18 protein-coding genes are annotated in these 19,004 nt (G+C 72.7%); 10 read left to right on the forward strand and 8 right to left on the reverse strand.

Going from position 1 to position 19,004, the window contains the following annotated elements:
• The first annotated feature begins 99 nt into the window (after nucleotides 1-99).
• From AC59HU_RS07580 to AC59HU_RS07590, 3 genes are read left to right on the forward strand one after another with little or no spacing between them, the layout of a single operon-like run.
• The gene (locus tag AC59HU_RS07580) at nucleotides 100-789 is read left to right on the forward strand and encodes a TetR/AcrR family transcriptional regulator (RefSeq protein ID WP_497222773.1); all 690 of its coding nucleotides are present in this window, start codon (nucleotides 100-102) and stop codon (nucleotides 787-789) included.
• Nucleotides 786-1,460 carry a hypothetical protein gene (locus AC59HU_RS07585; RefSeq protein ID WP_497222774.1) on the forward strand — a complete coding sequence of 225 codons (675 nt, stop codon included), beginning with the start codon at nucleotides 786-788 and terminating at the stop codon, nucleotides 1,458-1,460. The genes AC59HU_RS07580 and AC59HU_RS07585 overlap by 4 nt, the downstream gene beginning before the upstream one ends.
• Nucleotides 1,457-3,436, forward strand: coding sequence for a YhgE/Pip family protein (locus AC59HU_RS07590; protein ID WP_497222775.1), 1,980 nt, complete (start codon nucleotides 1,457-1,459; stop codon nucleotides 3,434-3,436). The genes AC59HU_RS07585 and AC59HU_RS07590 overlap by 4 nt, the downstream gene beginning before the upstream one ends.
• 190 nt (nucleotides 3,437-3,626) lie before the next feature.
• Here the strand turns inward: AC59HU_RS07590 and AC59HU_RS07595 are convergent, their stop codons facing one another.
• Entirely contained in the window at nucleotides 3,627-5,177 is a 1,551-nt protein-coding gene (locus AC59HU_RS07595; protein ID WP_497222776.1) for a molybdopterin-dependent oxidoreductase, read from the reverse strand.
• Nucleotides 5,178-5,393: 216 nt separating this feature from the next.
• Nucleotides 5,394-5,876 carry a DUF3054 domain-containing protein gene (locus AC59HU_RS07600; RefSeq protein ID WP_497222777.1) on the reverse strand — a complete coding sequence of 161 codons (483 nt, stop codon included), beginning with the start codon at nucleotides 5,874-5,876 and terminating at the stop codon, nucleotides 5,394-5,396.
• A 31-nt stretch (nucleotides 5,877-5,907) separates the two neighbouring features.
• Here AC59HU_RS07600 and AC59HU_RS07605 point away from each other — a divergent pair, with 31 nt between their 5' ends.
• Both AC59HU_RS07605 and AC59HU_RS07610 read left to right on the forward strand, forming a co-directional pair.
• The gene (locus tag AC59HU_RS07605; RefSeq protein WP_497222778.1) at nucleotides 5,908-6,171 is read left to right on the forward strand and encodes a hypothetical protein; all 264 of its coding nucleotides are present in this window, start codon (nucleotides 5,908-5,910) and stop codon (nucleotides 6,169-6,171) included.
• A gap of 333 nt (nucleotides 6,172-6,504) precedes the next feature.
• A complete protein-coding gene (locus AC59HU_RS07610; protein ID WP_497222779.1) occupies nucleotides 6,505-7,422 on the forward strand; it encodes an EamA family transporter in 918 nt (305 codons plus the stop codon).
• A gap of 124 nt (nucleotides 7,423-7,546) precedes the next feature.
• Here AC59HU_RS07610 and AC59HU_RS07615 read toward each other — a convergent pair whose 3' ends face one another.
• Together AC59HU_RS07615 and AC59HU_RS07620 are read right to left on the reverse strand one after the other, a co-directional pair.
• The gene (locus tag AC59HU_RS07615) at nucleotides 7,547-8,272 is read right to left on the reverse strand and encodes a TrmH family RNA methyltransferase (RefSeq protein ID WP_497222780.1); all 726 of its coding nucleotides are present in this window, start codon (nucleotides 8,270-8,272) and stop codon (nucleotides 7,547-7,549) included.
• A gap of 47 nt (nucleotides 8,273-8,319) precedes the next feature.
• Nucleotides 8,320-9,378 (reverse strand): magnesium and cobalt transport protein CorA, encoded by a 1,059-nt coding sequence (locus tag AC59HU_RS07620; protein ID WP_497222781.1) that lies wholly within the window; start codon nucleotides 9,376-9,378, stop codon nucleotides 8,320-8,322.
• 302 nt (nucleotides 9,379-9,680) lie between these two features.
• On the opposite strand from AC59HU_RS07620, the gene AC59HU_RS07625 reads away from it, so the two are divergent.
• Nucleotides 9,681-11,165, forward strand: a complete 1,485-nt coding sequence (locus AC59HU_RS07625; protein ID WP_497222782.1) for an ion channel protein — start codon at nucleotides 9,681-9,683, stop codon at nucleotides 11,163-11,165.
• Nucleotides 11,166-11,198: 33 nt separating this feature from the next.
• Here the strand turns inward: AC59HU_RS07625 and AC59HU_RS07630 are convergent, their stop codons facing one another.
• Nucleotides 11,199-12,767, reverse strand: coding sequence for an Nramp family divalent metal transporter (locus tag AC59HU_RS07630; protein ID WP_497222783.1), 1,569 nt, complete (start codon nucleotides 12,765-12,767; stop codon nucleotides 11,199-11,201).
• 67 nt (nucleotides 12,768-12,834) lie between these two features.
• Here AC59HU_RS07630 and AC59HU_RS07635 point away from each other — a divergent pair, with 67 nt between their 5' ends.
• Nucleotides 12,835-13,254 carry a PPOX class F420-dependent oxidoreductase gene (locus tag AC59HU_RS07635; RefSeq protein ID WP_497222784.1) on the forward strand — a complete coding sequence of 140 codons (420 nt, stop codon included), beginning with the start codon at nucleotides 12,835-12,837 and terminating at the stop codon, nucleotides 13,252-13,254.
• A 168-nt stretch (nucleotides 13,255-13,422) separates the two neighbouring features.
• Here AC59HU_RS07635 and AC59HU_RS07640 read toward each other — a convergent pair whose 3' ends face one another.
• Nucleotides 13,423-14,121 carry an HAD family hydrolase gene (locus tag AC59HU_RS07640; protein ID WP_497222785.1) on the reverse strand — a complete coding sequence of 233 codons (699 nt, stop codon included), beginning with the start codon at nucleotides 14,119-14,121 and terminating at the stop codon, nucleotides 13,423-13,425.
• Entirely contained in the window at nucleotides 14,118-14,594 is a 477-nt protein-coding gene (locus AC59HU_RS07645) for an Lrp/AsnC family transcriptional regulator (protein ID WP_497222786.1), read from the reverse strand. Before AC59HU_RS07645 ends, AC59HU_RS07640 begins: the two co-directional genes overlap by 4 nt.
• Nucleotides 14,595-14,684: 90 nt before the next feature.
• On the opposite strand from AC59HU_RS07645, the gene AC59HU_RS07650 reads away from it, so the two are divergent.
• From AC59HU_RS07650 to AC59HU_RS07660, 3 genes are all read left to right on the forward strand, one after another.
• Nucleotides 14,685-15,950, forward strand: a complete 1,266-nt coding sequence (locus tag AC59HU_RS07650; RefSeq protein ID WP_497222787.1) for a histidinol-phosphate transaminase — start codon at nucleotides 14,685-14,687, stop codon at nucleotides 15,948-15,950.
• A 197-nt stretch (nucleotides 15,951-16,147) separates the two neighbouring features.
• On the forward strand, nucleotides 16,148-16,798 hold the full coding sequence (locus tag AC59HU_RS07655; RefSeq protein ID WP_497222857.1) for a DUF6198 family protein: 651 nt from the start codon (nucleotides 16,148-16,150) through the stop codon (nucleotides 16,796-16,798).
• A 39-nt stretch (nucleotides 16,799-16,837) separates the two neighbouring features.
• Nucleotides 16,838-17,506: a metal-dependent transcriptional regulator gene (locus AC59HU_RS07660; RefSeq protein WP_497222788.1), complete on the forward strand. Its 669-nt coding sequence runs from the start codon at nucleotides 16,838-16,840 to the stop codon at nucleotides 17,504-17,506.
• A 237-nt stretch (nucleotides 17,507-17,743) separates the two neighbouring features.
• On the opposite strand, the gene AC59HU_RS07665 is transcribed toward AC59HU_RS07660, so the two are convergent.
• Nucleotides 17,744-18,886, reverse strand: a complete 1,143-nt coding sequence (locus AC59HU_RS07665; RefSeq protein ID WP_497222789.1) for a cysteine desulfurase family protein — start codon at nucleotides 18,884-18,886, stop codon at nucleotides 17,744-17,746.
• Nucleotides 18,887-19,004: the final 118 nt, after the last annotated feature.

A 19,004-nucleotide genomic window follows, 5' to 3' on the forward strand; every position in this document is an offset into this window, starting at 1 on the left:
CCGTCGAGTCTAGGCATCGGGAGGCCGCGATCGTCGCGGCCCGACGACCTCGTGCGACTAAATTGCACAGTGCTGTGCAGGTTCGTGTAGAATCGCAGCATGACCACCACCCTGCCGACCGCACGCGCCACGCGGAAGGACGCCGTCGAGAACCGCGAGGCCATCCTCGTGGCCGCGGCCGCCGTCTTCCGCCGTGAGCCCGAGGCATCCCTCGACGCCGTCGCCACCGAGGCCGGCCTCTCGCGCCGCTCCATCTACGGCCACTTCTCCTCCCGCGACGAGCTGCTCGCCGAGCTGCTCATGCGGGGCGGCGCCCGCATCTCCACCGCCCTGGCCGACGTGCACGACGACGACCCGCGCATCCACCTCGCCCTGATCGGCGCGGCCCTGTGGACCGAGGTGCAGCAGGTGCGCGTGCTCGCGCAGCTCGCCCTGCACGGCCCGCTCGAGAAGACCATCGCCGAGGCGCTCGTGCCCGTGCGCACCTCGGTGCGAGTGGCGGCGCGCGGCGGGGTCGAGCGCGGCTGGTTCCGCTCCGACGTGCCGGTCGAGTCGCTCGCGCGCCTGATCGAGGATGCGGCGATCGCCGTGCTCGACGAGGCCGTGCGCGCCGACCTCAGCGAGGAGGAGGGGCGGCGTCTGGTGATGTCGGTGGGGCTCTCGGTCGCGGGGCTGTCGTGGCGCGACGCGGTCGCGGTCATCGAGACGCTGCCCGCGCATCCGGTCGCCGAGCACGCCGCCCGGTCCGCATCCGCATCCGCCGCCTCCACCGAAACGAGCCGCTCATGAAGATCGTCGCCGACCGCGTGAGCAAGGGGCACGCCGGCATCCCGCTGCCCGAGACCACCCTCGCCTACGAGACCGGCCGGGTCACGATCGCCGAGGCCGAGGTGGGCGACCACCCCACCGTGCTCGCCCTGATGATGAGCGGGCGGATGCGCACCGACAGCGGGCAGCTGACCATCGACGGCGCCGACGACTCCGCCCTGGTGCGCGAGCGCATCGCGCTGGTCGACGCCCCCGACGTCAGCGAGCCCGCCGGCGACCTGCTGCTGAAGCAGGTCGTCCGCGAGGAGCTCGTGTTCGCCGGTCGCGCCTTCTCGCGCGACGCGGTCGCCCGGGCCATCGCCGAGAACGGCGGGGCCGACTACGCCTCGGTGCGCATCGCCGACGTGCCCGCCGGCATCCGGGTGCGCATCCTCACCGAGATCGCGGCCTTCCGCGCCGGGGTGCAGGGCATCGTGATCACGAGCCCCGACCGTCACGGCGGCGACCCGCGCGACTGGCTCGCGGTCGCCCACGAGCTCGCCGAGCGCGAGTTCGCCGTGCTCGTGGTCTGCGGCTACGCCTCGGCCGAGATCGTGCGCCCCCTGCTCCCCCCGAATCCTGCCGCCTTCGACGCCATCGACGCCGCCCCTGACGACTTCTCCTACGAAACCGAATCGGAGCGCCTCGCGTGAAGATCTACACCCTCGTCACCACCGAGCTCAAACGCCTCACGGCGACCAGCATGGCCCGGCTCGCGCTGATCGCGCTGATGCTCGTGCCCATCCTCTACGCGGGCCTGTACCTCTGGGCCAACAACGACCCCTACGGCAACCTCAAGGACGTGCCGGTCGCGCTCGTCGTGGAGGACACCGGGTCGACCCTCGACGGCGAGACCGTGAACTACGGCTCGCAGGTCGAGGATCAGCTGCTCGCCGACGGCTCAGTCGGCTGGCAGGTGACGGATGCGGCGGATGCGGCCGACGGGGTGCGCAACGGCCGGTTCGACTTCATCCTCACCCTCGGCCCCGACTTCTCGGACGCCCTGACCTCGGCCAGCGGCAACACCCCGCAGCAGGCGGTGGTGAGCCTGACGACCAACGACACGAACAGCTTCCTGGCCACGACGATCGCCGGGCAGGTCGCCGAGAAGGTGCGCACCAGCATCACCGAGCAGGTGGGCAAGGAGGCGGCGCTCAAGCTGCTCGACGGCTTCGCCGAGGTGCGCACGAACCTGACGGATGCCGTCTCGGGCGCCGGGCAGCTGGCCGACGGGTCTGCCTCGGCCCTCACGGGCGCGCAGTCGCTCGCCACGGGCGCCCAGAGCTTGACGACCGGCGCACAGTCGCTCGCCACCGGGGCGAGCTCGGCGAACGACGGGGCGCAGCAGCTGAACACGGGGCTGCAGCAGCTGGAGGCGGGGTCGGCCGGGTTGCCGGCGAGCGCCGACGCGCTGAACAAGGGCGCCCACGACCTTGCGAAGGGCAACAACGATCTGTCGAACGAGGTGGCTCCGCTGGCCTCCACGGTTCAGGGCTACACCGATCAGGCGAACCTCCTGAACCCCCAGATCATCGACGCGATCAACAAGAGCAGCTTGGATCCCGCGGTGAAGGCCGATCTGATCTCGAGGGTGAATGACGTCAACTCGACGATCAACGAGGGCAACACCAAGGTGCAGACTGCCAATACCGGGATCGCAGCGTTGGCCCAGGGGAGCTCGGACCTGGCGGCCGGAACGCAGCAGCTCGCCGACAACGCACCCGCGCTGGCCGACGGGATCGCGTCCGCCGCATCCGGAGCCTCACAGCTCGCCGACGGCACCTCGCAGCTGGCCGACGGCTCGAGCCAGCTCGCCACGGGGGCCCAGCAGCTCAGCGACGGGTCGAACCAGCTCGTCACCGGGCTCGGCACCCTGACCACCGGGGTCGGCACGCTGAAGGACGGGCTCTCCTCGGGTCTCGACGAGATCCCGAACCAGAACGCCGATCAGCGCGAGGCCGCGGCCCAGACCATCTCGGACCCGGTCGCGCTCGACACCAGCGCCGTGACCAAGGCGAGCAACTACGGAGCCGGCATCGCGCCGTTCTTCATCAGCCTCTCGGCCTGGATCGGCATCTATGCGCTGTTCCTCATCGTGAAGCCGCTGTCGCGGCGGGCCATCACGGCGCTCAAGCGGCCCTTCGCCACCACGACGGCCGGCTGGGCGACCCCGGCGATCCTCGGGGCGCTGCAGATGGTGACCGTGTTCGGCATCATCACCCTCGCGCTGGGCTACCAGGTGCAGCACGGCTGGGGGATGCTCGGGTTCATGATCCTGGTGTCGGCGACGTTCGCGACGATCATCCTGGCGCTGAACATCCTGCTCGGCAGCGTGGGGCAGTTCTTGGGCCTGGTGCTGATGGTGCTGCAACTCGTGACGGCGGGCGGTACCTTCCCGTGGCAGACGCTGCCGGGGCCGCTGCAGGTGCTGCACAACATCCTGCCGATGAGTCACGCGGTCGACGGCATCCGGCAGCTGATGTACGGCGGCGACCTCGGGATCGCGGGTGCCGACGCCGGGGCGCTGTTCGCCTGGCTGGTCGGGGCGCTGCTCATCTCGTACCTCGGGGCGCGGAGGCTCACGAGCCACCGCACCCTGCGCGACCTCCGCCCCTCCCTCATCGGCTAGCCCGCCCTCCCCGGCCGGTGCCCCTCCGGGCCCCCCTACCTGCCCGACCCCCGACTGCCCGGCCCCCCGACTGTCCGCGACCCGTCACTTGTTGTCGCTAAACCACCCGAATGGCGACAACAACTGACGTGTCGCGGACAGTCGGGGGCGGGCCAGGGGGTGGTGGCAGGGAGCGAGTCAGGGGGGACGATCAGGAGACCGTGACGCGGAGAGTGTCCCAACCCGAGGCACCATCGGGGGCGGGGGGCGCCTGCACGTCGGTCTGGGTCGCCCCGGACGCGTCGGTCGCGCGCACGGCGAGGGTGTGCTGCCCGGCCGGCGCATCCCACTCGTAGACCCACTGCACCCAGGTGTCGACACCGGTGGTCGCGGCCAGGCGCGCGGGCGCCCAGTCGCCGCCGTCGACCTGCACCTCGACCTTCGAGACGCCGGTGTGCTGGGCCCAGGCCACTCCGGCGACCGCGACCGTGCCGGCCGGGACCGACGAGCCGGCACGCGGCACGTCGATGCGCGACTCGGTCTTGATCGGGCCGAGCGCCGACCAGCCGCGCGGGGTCCAGTAGCCCTCGGCATCCGCGAACCGGGTCACCTGCAGCTCGGTCACCCACTTGGTCGCCGAGACGTAGCCGTAGAGCCCGGCGACGACCATGCGCACCGGGAAGCCGTGCTCGACCGGCAGCGGCTGCCCGTTCATCCCGACGGCGAGCAGGGCGACGCGGCCGTCGTCCTGCAGCGCGTCGAGCGGGGTGCCGGCCGTGAAACCGTCGGTGCTGACCGAGAGCACCATGTCGGCGCCCGCCTGAGGGGCCGCCTTCTTCAGGATCTCGCGGATCGGGTAGCCCAACCAGACCGCGTTGCCGATCAGGTCGCCGCCGACCTCGTTCGAGACGCAGGCGAGGGTGACGACGTGCTCCTCGAGCGGGAGGGCGAGCAGCTCGTCCCAGCCGATCTCGATGGGCTGGTCGACCATGCCGGTGACGCGGAGCTTCCAGTCGCCGGTCGCGAGCGCGGGCACCTGCAGGGCGGTGTCGATGCGGTAGAAGTCCTCGTTCGGTGTGATGTACGGGGTGAGGCCGTCGATGCCGAGGTCGGCGCCGGCGGGCACGGCCGGGGCCGGGGTCGCGGCGGCCGGCAGCACGACCGCGTCGCGCGCGGCGCTCACGGCGTTGGCGGCGGCATTCATCGTGCGCGCGATAACCCCGCCGAACGCGGCCACCAAGGCGGTGATGCCGGCGGCGGTGAGGAAGCGGCGGCGGTCGAGACCCGTCTGCGCGGCCAGGGGAACCGGCTCGGCGGCCGAGGCCTGCCAGGCGCGCAGTCGGCGGGCGAGCATCCGCAGCACCAGCACGCCCACGATCATGCCCACGACGGTGGGGATGCCCGACAGCCCGGTCGCGCCGGCCCGGGTCGTGACGGCCAGCACCGCGATGCCCGAGACGAGCACGAGCACGACGAGGCCGAACGGCGTGCGGCGGTACTCGAGGATGCCGGCGAGCGCCGCCAGCACGACGACCAGGATGCCGAGGATCACCAGCAGCGCGGCCTTGTCGCCGGTGCCGAAGACGGCGATCATGAACGACTTGACGCCGGGCGGGGCGAGGTCGATCGCGAGCGAGCCCACCGCGAAGACGGGGCTGGTGGCCGCGCCGGCGAAGATGGCGATGATCTCGGCGGAGGCGAGCACGGCGGCGGCCGAGACCAGCCCGGTGACGGCGGCCCAGAGATCGGCGGTGCGGCGCATGGGGTCATCCTAGGTCGCGGCAGTGGGAGGTGGGCTGTGAGCGGGTCTCCTCCCCCTGCGCCCTCGCCGAGAAGTCACTTTCACGTCCAAGATCCCGTTTTTGGACGTAAAGGTGACTTCTCGGCGGGTGGGGGGGTGGGGGGGTGAGTGGATGCGCGGGGTGGGGCGCGTGGCGCGCGAGTGGGGTGCGGGCCGCGCGAGCGGGGGGCGCGCGGGTCAGCGCGCGGCGGGGCGGGGGGCGCGGAGGCGGCGGACGAGGAGGAGGAGGGCGCGCCAGCCGAGGAGAAAGACCGCGAGCACGATCGCCGTCACGATCGCGAACGAGACCGCGATGCCCTGACCGGAGGCGGCTCGGATCACCAGGCCCGCGGCAACAGTTCCGAACCAGACCACGAGCCCCGAGACCATCAGCGACAGCGGCCGACGGGCAGTGGGAGAGGCAGTGGCAGCGCCATCGGCAGCGGGACGGGCAGTGGGAGACGCAGTGGCAGCGCCATCGGCAGCGGGACGGGAGGCGGAGATGATCGCCACGGCGATCCAGCCCAGGGCGAGCCCGGCGACGAAGGGCCACGCGGTGACGAGGAAGCCGAGCACCGACGCATCCTCGTCGTGGCTGGCCCGGCCGATGGCCGCGAAGACGAGCACCAGCACCAGGTCGACGACGAGGGCCACGGCGGGGAGGATCGGGCGGGGCTTCACCGTTCGAGTGTAGGTGGGCGAAGATGGACTCGTGACCCACACCGACATCACCATCCTGAACTACACCGTCAACGCCGATGTCTACGCCCGGTACGGCGCCGACTTCGACGCCGAGGCCGTCAACGACGAGATCCTCCGCATCCTGAACGCCGAGGTGCCCGAGGGCATCGAGATCCACCGCAACGGCAAGGTCGTCGCCGAGGACTTCGCGATCGAGACCGCCCGCAAGTACGACTGGGCGGCGCTGCTGAAGCGTCTCGACCTCGACACGATCCTCGCCGAGCACGGCAAGTAGGCGGCGGGGGTACCGCCCGTCGCCGCCCCGCCCCGCGCGGCTCCCGCCCGCCCGCGCAGCACCGGCCCGCGCGCCGCCCGCCCGCGCAGCACTGGCCCACCCAGCACCGCCACGCGACGCCCCGCGCAGCACTGGCCCGCGAAGCACCGCCCCGCACAGCACCGGCCCGCACAGCACCACCCCGCGACTCCCCGCGCAGCACTGGCCGGCGAAGCGCCGCCCCGCGCAGAACTGCCCCCGCGACGCTTTCGCGCGCCACCGTTAACTTGTGCCACCGGGTGGGTGAAGACACCGTCGCTTGTGCACCGCTGCCGGCCCCGGGAGGCTGAGCACGTGCCCCCTCGTGACCGACTCCTCGCCGCCCTCGTCGCCGTGATCTGGGGCGTGAACTTCGTCGCGATCCACTTCTCGCTCGAGCAGTACCCGCCGTTCTTCCTGGTCGGGCTGCGGTTCCTCCTGCTCGCGATCCCCACCGTGCTGTTCGTCAAGCGGCCGAACGTGCCGTTCCGCTGGCTGCTGGGGTACGCGGTCGGCTTCGGGGTGCTGCAGTTCGCGTTCCTCTACGCGGGGATGGCGGCCGGGATGCCGCCGGGGCTCGCCTCTCTGGTGCTGCAGGCATCCGCCCCGTTCACGGTCGTGCTCGCGGCGGTCTGGCTGCGGGAGCGGCTGTCGCTCGTGCAGGGCGTGGGCATCCTCGTCGCCGCGGCGGGGCTGGGGGTGATCGCGGCCGAACGGGCTGGGGTGTCGGCGCTGCTGCCGGTCATCCTGACGCTGTGCGGCGCGCTCGGCTGGGCCTTCGGCAACATCTGCAGTCGGCAGGCGAGGCCCGAGAGTCCGCTGCGGTTGACGATGTGGATGTCGGTGGTCCCGCCGATCCCGATGATCGCCCTGTCGCTCGCGATCGAGGGCCCCGAGCGCATCGGTGAGTCGCTGGCGACGAGCTTCACGCCCGAGGCGCTGCCCGCGGTGCTCGGCCTGGCCTACACGGTGCTGATCGGCACGGTCGTCGGCTCGGGCATCTGGGTCACCCTGATGAAGCGCAACCCGTCGAGCCGGGTGGCCCCGTTCTCGATGCTCGTGCCCGTCGCCGGCTTCACGAGCGCCTGGCTGATCCTCGGCGAGACCCCCTCCCCCGCCGACCTCCTCGGCGGCGCGATCGTGATCCTCGGCGTGCTCACCGCCACCCTCACCCTCCGCCCCCGCCGCACCCCCGCGCCCGCCCCCGAACCCTCCACCGTGGCCGCACCGTAAGAGGCCGCTCCCGAACGACCCAGGGTGAGCGCGTCGCCGTGAGGTGCGACCGCAGGCCGCGCCTCACGACGGCACGCGAACATGTCGCCCGCGCCGCAGAGGCGGCGGCGCGGAGAAAACACAACTAGAACTTGACGTGCCCCAGCACCCACGCGTGCATCGCCACCGCCGCCGCCGCCGACGCGTTGATCGACCGCGTGCTGCCGAACTGCGAGATCTCGACCACCGCATCCGCCGCCGCGAGCGCCTCGGGCGAGAGCCCCGGGCCCTCCTGCCCGAACAGCAGCACGCACCGCTCGGGAAACGCGAAGGTCTCGATGATGACGCTGCCCGGCACGTTGTCGATCGCGATCACCGGCAGGTCGGCCGCGCGGGCGAACTCGACGAAGGCGGCGACATCCGGATGGTTCTGCACGTGCTGGTAGCGATCGGTCACCATGGCGCCGCGCTTGTTCCAGCGTTTGCGGCCGATGATGTGCACGGTGTCGGCCGCGAAGGCGTTGGCGCTGCGCACGATGGAACCGATGTTGAGGTCGTGCTGCCAGTTCTCGATCGCGACGTGGAACGGATGCCGGTGCTGGTCGAGATCGGCCACGATCGCCGACATGCGCCAGTAGCGGTAGCGGTCGATCACGTTGCGGGTGTCGCCGTGGGCGAGGAGGTCGGGGTCGTAGCGCGGATCGTCGGGCAGCTCGCCCGCCCAGGGGCCGACCCCGCCGGCGCTCCACTCGAGGCTCGGGTTCGTGGCGGTGGCGGCCAGGTCGGCGGCGCCCGGGTTCACAGCGCTCGCAGCGCCCGTCGCAGCGGCTGCGGCGCCCGCGGTCGGGTCGGTCGGCAGGTCCTCGGGCATCCAGCCAGGCTACCGCCGACCGCGCCCCGCCCCGCCTGCGCCCCCGCCTACAGCCACTTGTTGCGCTTGAACACCCAGTACAGCCCGAAGCCCATCGCGAACATCCCGAGCACCGCCATCGGGTAGCCGAAGACCCAGTGCAGCTCGGGCATGTACTCGAAGTTCATGCCGTAGATCGTGCCGATCAGGGTCGGCGCGAAGAGGATCGCGGCCCAGGCCGAGATCTTCTTCACCTCCTCACCCTGCTTGATGCTGGTCTCGGTGAGCTTGCGGGTGTCTTCGGCGAGCGCGAGGCTGGCCTCCGAGATGCGTCGCATCTCGTCGTTCTGCTGCTGCGTGGCGAGCGTGGAGTGCACGGTCAGCGCGTTCTGCAGGGTCGCGCGGAACGCATCCGCCCGCCCCGCGATCTGCAGCACGTGGTCGAGCACGTCGCGCACGCCGCGCTGGATCTCGAGATCGACCTGGTACTTCTCCGACCCGCGGAGCAGCGCCTCGAGCATGCCCTTCAACGGATGCACGGCCCGCTGGAACTCCATCACCTCGCCGAGCAGGTCGTAGATGCGGCGCGAGACGGTCGGGTCGCCGCCGAACAGCTGCTTCTCGATCTCGTCGATGTCGTTCTCGAGGCCGGCGATGACCGGGCCGTACTCGTCGACCACCTCGTCGACGATCGCGTAGAGCACCGCCTCGGGTCCGAGCGCGAGCAGCGGCGGGTTCGTCTCGAGCCGGTGCCGCACGGCGGCGAGGTTCGGCGACTCGGCGTGCCGCACCGTCACGACGAAGCCCGGGCCGAGGAAGACGTGCACCTCGCCGAACTCGACCCGCTCCTCGGAGTCGATGTATCGCGCGGGCCGCAGCACCACGAACAGGGTGTCGCCGTAGCGCTCGAGCTTGGCGCGCTGATGGCCGATCAGGGCGTCCTCGACCGCGAGGTGGTGCAGACCGAACTCGGTCTCGACCGAGTGGATCTCGGTCGCATCCGGACGGTAGAGACCGATCCACGCCATGCCGTCGAGCTCGCGCAGCAGCTCGTACGTGTCGTCGAGACTCTTGGGGTCGTGGGCGCGGCGACCCGCCACGTACACGGCGTTGTCGATGAGGGGCATGGTGGACACCCTAGGCACGAACGGTGAACAACCGGCGAACCGTGGGGTGGGCGGGATGCCCGGGGTCGGGTCGGCGCCGACGGGCGGCGGGATGCGCGGGGTCGGGTCGGCGGGTGCGGGTGGTCGGCGAAGGGCGCGGGGATGCACGGGGTCGGGTGCGCGCCGACGAACAGCGGGATGCGCGGGGCCAGGTGGGAGGCGCCGGGATGCGCGGGGACGGGTGGATGCGGGCGCGACCCTCGTGGTCGGAGCATCCGCTCTGGCACACTGGTGCCGACGGCCGACCGGGGAGGCGGGGGACGATGGACGCGACGCCACACAGCGGAGCCGACGGGGGCCGCGGCGCGGGCGCGGACGCCGGCGGAGCCGCGGGCGGCGTCAGCGCGAGCAGATCGGGCATGGGCGGCGCAGGCGCAGGCGCCGGCGCGGGCGGATCGGGCGCAGGCGCCGGCGCGGCCGGGGGTCCCGCCGTGCGCACCCTGCTGCTGCTGTCGGTGCCGGCGCTCGCGATCGGGGTGGTGTCGGCGCTCGTGCTGTTCGCGCTCGACGAGGTGGCGGGGTGGCTCGAGTCGTGGCTCTGGGGCGCCCTGCCCGGCGCGGTCGGTATCGACCCCGCATCCGGCTGGTGGATCTTCGGCATGCTCACCGTGACCGGCATCGCGGTCGGCCTCGTGGTCTGGCTCGTGCCCGGCCACGGCGGCCAGGACTCCGCCACCACCGACCTCATCGCCGCGCCCCAGAAGCTCATCGCCCTCCCCTCGCTCGCGCTCGTGGCCGTGCTCGGACTCGCCGGCGGCGTCAGCCTCGGCCCCGAGAACCCGATCATCGCCATCAACACCGGTCTGCTCGTGGCCGTGCTCGCCCGGCTCGTGCCGCGGATGCCCCGCGAGCTCGCCATGGTCGGCGCCGCCGCGGGCACGATCGGCGCTCTGTTCGGCACCCCGGTGGCGGCGGCGCTCATCCTCACCGGCGTGGTCGCGGCCCGGCCGGCCGGGGGTGCGCTGTGGGACAGGCTGTTCCTCCCGCTGGTCTCCGCGGGGGCGGGCTCGCTGACGATGACCCTGCTCGCGCATCCGAGTTTCGCGATCTCGCTGCCCGCCTACGACGGAGTGCAGGCGATCGACCTGCTGAGCGCCGCGGTCATCGCGGTGATCGGTGCCGGGCTGGGCGTGCTTGTGGTCGTGGTGTTCCGGCTGCTGCATCCGGTCTTCCACGGCATCGGGCATCCGCTCGTCTACATCGCGCTTGGCGGTGTCGTGCTCGGCCTGCTCGGGGCGATCGGTGGGCCGCTGACGCTGTTCAAGGGGCTCGACCAGATGGCCGAGCTGATCGCCGACCGCTCGGGCTACGGGGCCTGGACAGTGCTGCTGCTCATCGCCATCAAGCTGGCCGCTCTGGCGGTGGCCTCGGCGGCGGGGTTCCGGGGCGGGCACATCTTCCCGGCCGTGTTCGTCGGGGTGGCGCTCGGGGTGCTGGCGAACAGCGTGGTGCCGTCGATCCCGCTGGTGGTGGCGGTCGCCTCGGGCGTGCTCGGGATCGTGCTGGCCGTCAGCCGCGACGGCTGGATCGCCCTGTTCCTCGCGCCGGTCGTCACGGGCAGCGTGGTGGTGCTGCCGCTCATGTGCATCGCCATCCTGCCGGCCTGGCTGATCGTGACGAAGGCGCCGCACATGGTCGCGTCGGGTGCCGATGAGGGCCGGCGGCCGCCCTGGCTCGGGCGGCGCCGGGCCGCGGGTGCGGCTGGCCCAGCAGAGGCGGCAGGGGCGGCGGGCCCGGCGGCGGGCTGAGGATGGGCCGGGTCGGGCTGAGGATGCGCGGGGTCAGCCCGCGCCGGTGATCGTCAGGCCGATGAGCACGACGTTGAGCGCCACGATCAGGGCGATCACGGTCCAGGCGACGATCCGCACGGGCCGTCGGTCGGCGAACTCCCCCATCAGCGCCCGATCGCCGGTGAGCCGGATCAGCGGCACGAGCGCGAACGGGATGCCGATCGAGAGCACCACCTGGCTCAGCACCAGCGCCCAGGTCGGGTCGATCCCGACCGCCAGCAGCACCAGGGCGGGCACCAGCGTGACGACCCGCCGGGCCAGCAGCGGCACCCGCACGGTCAGCAGCCCCTTCATGATCACCGAGCCGGCGTAGGCGCCGACCGAGGTCGAGGCCAGGCCCGAGGCGAGCAGTCCGATCGCGAAGATCGTGGCGATCGACGGCCCGAGCGCCGCCTGGATCGCGACGTACGCCCCCGGGATGGTGTCGGTGCCTTCGACGCCGCGCAGACTGGATGCGGCCAGCAGCAGCATCGCGATGTTGACCGCGCCGGCCAGCGCGAGCGCCACGATCACGTCGGTGCGGGTGGCGGAGAGCAGCCGGCGCACCCGCGGTGCGGTGACGTCGAGCGCGGCGGTCGCGGGTGCGGCGGTCGCGGCGATCGCAGGTGCGGCTGTCGCTGTGGTCGCCGGCGCAGTGGCCGGGTTCGGGTCGGTCGCGGCGGACGCCGTGGTCACCAGCGGGGCGGCCGGATGCGGCGCGGCGGCCGGAGTGCCGGTCGCGGGAGCGGCAGCGACCGGCACGGTCGCAGGTGCGGCGGTCGCGGGTGCGGTGGCCGCGATCGGCGCGATCGAGGCCGGGGCGCGCGACACACGCGCCTCGCCCGTGAAGTCGCTCTTCTCCGCCAGGGCCGCGAACTCGGCGTGATGCCGGTCGCGCGCCAGGGCCGAGTGCAGGTAGATCGCGTGGGGCATCACGGTCGCCCCCAGCATGCTCGCCGCGAGCAGCACGGTCGGCGCCCCGTCGAACCGGGGCACGAGCCCGTCGACCGCGGCCGGCCAGTCGACGTCCGACACGAACACCCCCGCCAGGAACCCGACCGCGATCACTGCGAGCAGCCCGACGATCACGAACTCGAACGACCGCTGGCGCCGATGAGCCTGGATCAGGAGGAGCGCCAGCGACACCACGCCGACGATGAGTCCGCCCACCACCAGCGGCAACCCGAACAGCAGGTTGAGGGCGAGGGCCCCGCCGATTACCTCGGCGATGTCGGTGGCCGCCGCGACGAGTTCGGCCTGCACCCAGAACGCCCGCCTCGACCACGGCCGCGACCGCGCGCCGATGTGCTCGGGGAGCGTCTTGCCCGTGACCACCCCGAGCTTCGCCGACTGGTACTGGATGAGCATCGCCATCAGGTTCGCGAGCACCAGCACCCAGACCAGCAGGTACCCGTACTGCGCCCCCGAGGTGAGGTTCGCCGCGACGTTGCCCGGGTCGACGTAGGCGATCGAGGCCACGAACGCCGGCCCCAGCAGCGCGAGCGGATGCCACCACCGCGGCCGCACGACGGCCGGACGGTCGATCGGCCCCGCCTCCGGCCGCAGCGCACTTTTAGGCATGCCTAAAAATTAGCACGCGAGGCCGACTCCTGGGAGGGGGTGCACCCGCCGGGGCTAGGGTGACACCGTGACCTCCCCCGAACCGTCCGCGGCCCCCGTTCTCACCGAGGCGGCCGAGCCGTTCCTCACCGAATACCGCCTGGCCACCCTGACCACCCTCCTGGCCGACGGGTCGCCGCACGTCGTCCCCGTCGGGTTCACCTACGACGCCGAGGCCACCCCGCCGCGGGTGCGCATCATCACCAGCGGCACCTCGCAGAAGGTGCTCAACGTGCGCCGCGACGGCCGTGCGAGCGTCTGCCAGTTCGAGGGCGCCGCGTGGCTGACCTTCTCGGGTCCGGCCGTGGTGCTCGACGATCCCGACGCGGTCGCGGATGCGGTGGCCCGCTACGCCGCCCGCTACCGTCAGCCGCGCGAGAACCCGCTCCGCGTGGTGATCGAGATCGAGGTCGCGAAGACGATGGGGTCGTCGGGCCTGCTGGCCTGAGCCGATTCGGGCCGCCGCGAGGCGCGGGGCTGCTCAGCTGGGCGAGCTCGGCGTGGCGGGCGGGCGGGCGGGCTCGGCGTGGCGGGTGGGCGCGGCGGGGCGGGCGCGGCGGGGTGGGCGCGGCGGGGCGGGCAGGTACGGCGGGGCGGGCGGATCGCGGGGCAGCGGTCAGGGCAGCAGGAGCGCCGGCAGCTCGGCCATCGCCGTGAAGACCGTGCGCGCCCCCGCGGCGAGCAGCGACTCCGGGTCGGTGTGCGCCGCGTCTCCGGGAGCGAACGCGAAGACGGTGGGCCCCGCGGCGACTCCGGCCGTGACCCCGGCGACGGTGTCCTCGACCACGGCCGCCCGCGCCGGATCCACCCCCAGCGCCCCGGCCGCCGCCAGATAGACGTCGGGGGCGGGCTTCGTGCGGGCGTACTCGAGCCCGCTGAAGACCCGGTCGCCGAACACCCCGGCGAGCCCCAGTGCCGCGAGCTGCATCTCGATCTTGGGGCGGTCGGCGCCGGAGACGCAGGCGATCCGATCGCCGTAGGCCGCCTCGACCGCGCGCACGGCGTCACCGGCACCCGGGATCTCCCGGAGCCCGAGACGGAGTCCCTCGTTTCGCCGGCGACGGAAGTCGGCCAGCCACGAATCGGTGATCGCGAACCCGGTGTGCTCGAGGATGAGGGGCGCCTCGTCCTTCAGCGCCCGCCCGACGAACAGGCTCACGCTCTCCGCGGGCTCGAGGTGCCAGCCGAGGTCGGCGAGCATCCCGCGAAGAACCTCGTTCGTGATCCCCTCCGAGTCGGCGAGCACCCCGTCGCAGTCGAAGAGCACGGCGTCGAACGGCAGCCCGCTCGCGCCCGCCGCATCCGAACCGCTCACCGGCGGGCCGCCTCGAGCAGGCCGCGCACCCGGTGCGGCATGGCCTCGACCAGCGAGAGCGCCGTGTTCGTGCGCATCACGCCGTCGACCCGCAGCATCCGGCTGGTGAGGCTGTGCAGGTGATGCGGATCGCGCGCGACCACCTTCGCCAGCAGATCGGCGTCGCCCGTGGTCGCGTGCATCTCGACGATCTCGGGGATCTCGGCGAGCTCGGCCATCGCGGTGCTGTCCGAGGCCTGGCTGATCGCGATCCAGACGAAGGCGACCAGCGGATAGCCGAGGGCCGCTGGAGCCACCCGCCGGCTGAACGGGCCGAGGGCGCCGCCGGCGGTCATCCGCTTCAGCCGGGCGTGCACGGTGTTGCGCGCAACGCCCAGCGTGGTCGCGAGCGCCAGCACCGTGGCATCCGGGTCGTCGTCGAGTGCGAGCAGGATGCGGGAGTCGAGATCGTCGAGCAGGGCCATGATGGTCATTCTGTCATTTTCAGCACCGATCGGATGCATTGTGCTCAGTCAACGGCGTTCGGTTTGTGCGCCCGTGCATCCGTTCTGCAGAATTCGGACATGACCTCGTCTCCGTCGTCCCCCTCGCCCCGCGCCGCCGTGCTCGCACTGCCGGCCTACGTCGCCGGGCGTCGGGCCGACTCCGGCCTGACCGCCGCTCTGGCCTCGAACGAGAGCCACTACCCGCCGCTGCCCTCGGTGCTCGAGGTCGTGCGGCACTCGGCCGGCACGATCAACCGCTACCCCGACAACACCGCCCTGCCGCTGCGCACCCGCATCGCCGAGAAGCTCGGGGTCGCGGTCGAGGAGACCGCCGTGGGGCCGGGGAGCACGGGCGTGCTGCAGCAGATCATCACCTCGGTCTGCGAATCGGGCGACGAGGTGGTGTTCGCGTGGCGGTCGTTCGAGGCGTACCCGATCCTGGTGCGGCTGGCCGGGGCGGTGCCGGTCGCGGTGCCGCTGCTCGCCGACGAAGGGCACGACCTGGAGGCGATGGCCGACGCGATCACCGAGCGCACACGCCTCGTCATCCTGTGCACGCCGAACAACCCGACCGGGGTGTCGCTTGGGGCCGAAGCGGTCGAGCGATTCCTGGCGCGGGTGCCGTCGCACGTGCTCGTGGTGATCGACGAGGCGTACACGGAGTATGCGGCGCTTGAGGTGAGTGCGGATGCGGGTTCGAGCGGACCTTCTGCGGCGGATGCGGGTGCGCTCGCTTCAGGCGGCGTGGATGCGGGTTCGGGTTCGGTTGGACCTTCACCGGTTGATGCGGGCGGGCTCGACTCGATCGCGGTGTTCCGCGCGCATCCGAACGTCTGCGTACTTCGTACCTTCTCGAAGGCGTACGGGCTGGCGGGGCTCCGTGTCGGGTACGCCGTGGCCGCCCCGATCGTGGCCGACGGACTCCGCCGCTCGGGCATGCCCTTCGCCGTGAGCGCGCTGGCGCAGCAGGCGGCGATCGCGTCGCTGGAGGCCGAGGACGAGATCCGCGCCCGGGTCGCCGCGGTCGTCGCCGAACGGCACCGGGTGATCGCGGCCCTCCGCGCCCAGGGGTGGGAGACCACCGACAGTCAGGCCAACTTCGTCTGGCTGCGGATGCCCGACGAGGAACGCCTGGCGCTCGTCGAGCACCTCGACGCGAACGACATCCTGGTGCGCGGCTACGTCGGTGACGGCGTGCGGATCTCGCTGGCCGACGCGGCGGCGAATGATCGCGTGCTGCACGTACTGAACGGGGTGCGGGAGCTGAGTCGCGAGGCGGCGGCGACGGATGCTGCCGCAGGCAGCGAAGCAGGCGACGTCGAGCGTATGCCGGTGGAGGCATGAGCGCGGCTCGGCCCGGCGGCGCCCCCGCCACGGGCGTGGGAACAGACCCGGCCGCGGATACGGACTCGGACCTCGGCCGCAAGTCCGAAGCGGGCGTCGGCGTGGGCGCCGACCCCGAAGCGCACGTGGGCGCTGATGTCGGTACCGAACCCGAAGCGCGCGTGAGCGTCGAGAGATCGACCCCCGTCGACGCGGACATGGACATCTCGACCCCGGAGCCGCTGGGCCCCGTGACCTCGTCGAAGCGGCGCGACCCGCTCAAGCACAGCGTCGTCGAAGACGTCGCCGGCGTGCTGACCGGCACGTTCGTCGCCTCGCTCGGCGTCTTCCTGCTCAAGTCGACCGGAGCGGTGACCGGCGGCACCGCCGGGCTCGCGCTGCTGCTCAGCTACGCCCTCGCACTCCCGTTCGGCGTCGTCTTCTTCGCCCTCAACGTGCCCTTCTTCGCGCTCGCGCTCTGGAAGAAGGGGCTCTCGTTCACCATCCGCACCGCCATGAGCGTCTCCCTGCTCTCGGTGTTCTCCCTGATCAACCCGTTGGCGGTCGCGTTCGACCACCTGGATCCGGTGTTCTCCGTCATCGCCGGCAACCTCCTCGCCGGCATCGGCCTCCTGGTGCTGTTCCGCCACCGGTCGAGCCTCGGCGGCTTCAACATCGTCGCCCTGCTGGTGCAGGAGAAGCTCGGCTGGCGGGCGGGCTACGTGCAGATGGGGCTCGACGTGGCCGTCGTCGTCTGCTCGCTCACCGTCGTGCCGCCGCTCACGGTCGCCCTCTCGGCGGGCGGTGCGGTCATCCTGAACCTGGTGCTGGCGCTCAACCACCGGCCGGGGCGGTACGCGGGCATCTAGCCCGAGGCGGATGCGGGCCGCGGTTAGGCTGGTGGCATCATGCCGCCCACCGCATCCTCGTCCGGGCCCGGACTCGAGATCGCGACCGAGAACTACCTCAAGTCGATCTACGCCCACACCGAGTGGCAGCCCGCTCCGATCACGCCCTCGGTGCTCGCCGCGCGGCTCGGGGTCGCGCCGTCGTCGGTGACCGAGATGGTCAAGAAGCTCGCCGCGGCGGGGCTGATCACGCACGTGCCGTACGGTCCGCTCTCGCTGACCGCCGAGGGGCGACGGCGGGCGGTCGGCGTGGTGCGCCGGCATCGGCTGATCGAGACCTGGCTGGTGCGCGAGATGGGCTATGGCTGGGATGCGGTGCACGACGAGGCCGAGGTGCTCGAGCACGCGATCAGCGACCGCCTGCTGGATGCGATCGACGAGCGGCTCGGGCGGCCGGTGCAGGATCCGCACGGGGATCCGATCCCCTCGGCCTCCGGTGAGGTGCCGGTGCTCGAGGCGGTGCTGCTGGCCGACGCGCCCGAGGGGCACACGGGCCGCGTGGTGCGGATCAGCGACCGCGACGCCGCCCTCCTCCGCACGCTGGCCGACTGCGGCATCGGCCCCGGAACCGAGGTGCGGGTCGCGTCCGGAGCGCTCGCGCTGCCCGGCCGCCCCGCGCCCGTCCCGGTGCCCCCCGAGGCCGCCGCCGCTATCTGGCTCGCGCGCTGAGCCCTGGCTGGGGGCGCTCCCGCCCTGGCCCGCCCCTAGCGCACCCCGCCCCGGGCACGCCCCCCACCCTGGCCCGTCCTGCCAGGGCCCGGCCCCACCTCTCCTCGCTCCTCCCCCTCACCCTCACCCCTCACCGAGAAGTCACTTTTGCGTCCAAAACCCGGGATTTGGACGTAAAGGTGACTTCTCGGCGGTGGGGAGGGTGCCTGGGCCACGAACTTCGCTCTCGGGGGCGGGTCAGCGGAGGGTGCGGAGGGCCGCGACCGACGACTCGAGGGCCGCGACGGCCGCGACGAGCTCGGCCCCCGTCGTGTCGGCGGTGAAGGTGAAGCGCACGGCGGTCTGCGCGATCCGGGGCGGGATGCCGAGCGCCAGCAGCACGGGCGACGGCTCGTCACTGCCCGCGGCGCACGCCGAGCCGCTCGAGACGATCACGCCGCGCTCCTCGAGGCCGAGCAGCACCGCCTCACCACTCGTCCCGGGGAAGCAGAACGACGCCACCGTCGGGAGCCGGCGTGACGCGTGCCCGGTGAGCACCGCATCCGGAACCCGCTCGAGCACCGCCCGCACGAACTCGTCGCGGAGCACGGTGGTCGCCGCGGCGTCCGCGGCCACCCGAGCCGGGTCGTGCAGTGACACCGCCGCCGCCAGCCCGACCGCGAAGGCGACGTTCTCAGTGCCGGAGCGGCGCCCGCGCTCCTGACCGCCGCCGTGCAGCAGCGGTTCGACCCGCACCCGCTGCCGCACCACGAGCGCCCCGACCCCCTTGGGCGCGCCCAGCTTGTGGCCCGAGATACCCACTGCGTCGACGCCGAGGGCGTCCAGGCGCAGGTCGAGCCAGCCGGCGGCCTGCACCGCATCCGTGTGGAAGGGCATGCCCCGCTCGCGCGCCAGGGCCGCGAGCTCGGCGACGGGCTGGATGGTGCCGATCTCGTTGTTCGCAAGCATCACCGTCGCCAGGGCCGTGTCGGGTCGCAGGGCCGCGGCGAAGTCGGCGGGGTCGATCAGGCCGGCGGCATCCACCGGCACGACCGTGGACTCGAAGCCGTGCACCCGGCACAGGTACTCGACCGACTCGACCACCGCGGGATGCTCGACGGCGCTCAGCACGACGTGCCGGCCTCGGGTCGAGGCCAGCGCGATCCCCTTCACCGCGAGGTTGTCGGCCTCGGTGCCTCCCGAGGTGAAGACGACCTCGGAGGGGCGGCAGCCGAACCAGTCGGCGACCGTGCGGCGGGCGTCGTCGAGGGCACGGGCGGCGGATGCGCCGATGCCGTGGTGGCTCGACGGGTTGCCGAACTCGCCGGTGAGGTGGGGCCACATCGCCTCGAGCACCTCGCGGCGCACGGGGGTCGTGGCGGCGGCGTCGAGGTAGATCACGGGAGCGGGTCGGGTGTGGGGATGGGTGTGGTGGTCGCGGCGGGCGCGGGCCTGTCGGCAGACGCGGGCCCGGCGGCGGGCACGGCGGTGGCGGACGCTGACCCGGTGGCTGCGACGC

The organism is Herbiconiux sp. 320_LB, from assembly GCF_059691755.1.

What these genes read in the sequence shown, in the direction of transcription:
- AC59HU_RS07580 (WP_497222773.1), top strand. Translation starts at nt 100, where the DNA reads ATGACCACCACCCTGCCGACCGCACGCGCCACGCGGAAGGACGCCGTC.
- AC59HU_RS07585 (WP_497222774.1), top strand. Translation starts at nt 786, where the DNA reads ATGAAGATCGTCGCCGACCGCGTGAGCAAGGGGCACGCCGGCATCCCG.
- AC59HU_RS07595 (WP_497222776.1), bottom strand. Translation starts at nt 5,177, where the DNA reads ATGCGCCGCACCGCCGATCTCTGGGCCGCCGTCACCGGGCTGGTCTCG.
- AC59HU_RS07615 (WP_497222780.1), bottom strand. Translation starts at nt 8,272, where the DNA reads ATGCCCGAGGACCTGCCGACCGACCCGACCGCGGGCGCCGCAGCCGCT.
- AC59HU_RS07620 (WP_497222781.1), bottom strand. Translation starts at nt 9,378, where the DNA reads ATGCCCCTCATCGACAACGCCGTGTACGTGGCGGGTCGCCGCGCCCAC.
- AC59HU_RS07625 (WP_497222782.1), top strand. Translation starts at nt 9,681, where the DNA reads ATGGACGCGACGCCACACAGCGGAGCCGACGGGGGCCGCGGCGCGGGC.
- AC59HU_RS07630 (WP_497222783.1), bottom strand. Translation starts at nt 12,767, where the DNA reads ATGCCTAAAAGTGCGCTGCGGCCGGAGGCGGGGCCGATCGACCGTCCG.
- AC59HU_RS07645 (WP_497222786.1), bottom strand. Translation starts at nt 14,594, where the DNA reads ATGACCATCATGGCCCTGCTCGACGATCTCGACTCCCGCATCCTGCTC.
- AC59HU_RS07650 (WP_497222787.1), top strand. Translation starts at nt 14,685, where the DNA reads ATGACCTCGTCTCCGTCGTCCCCCTCGCCCCGCGCCGCCGTGCTCGCA.
- AC59HU_RS07655 (WP_497222857.1), top strand. Translation starts at nt 16,148, where the DNA reads ATGGACATCTCGACCCCGGAGCCGCTGGGCCCCGTGACCTCGTCGAAG.
- AC59HU_RS07660 (WP_497222788.1), top strand. Translation starts at nt 16,838, where the DNA reads ATGCCGCCCACCGCATCCTCGTCCGGGCCCGGACTCGAGATCGCGACC.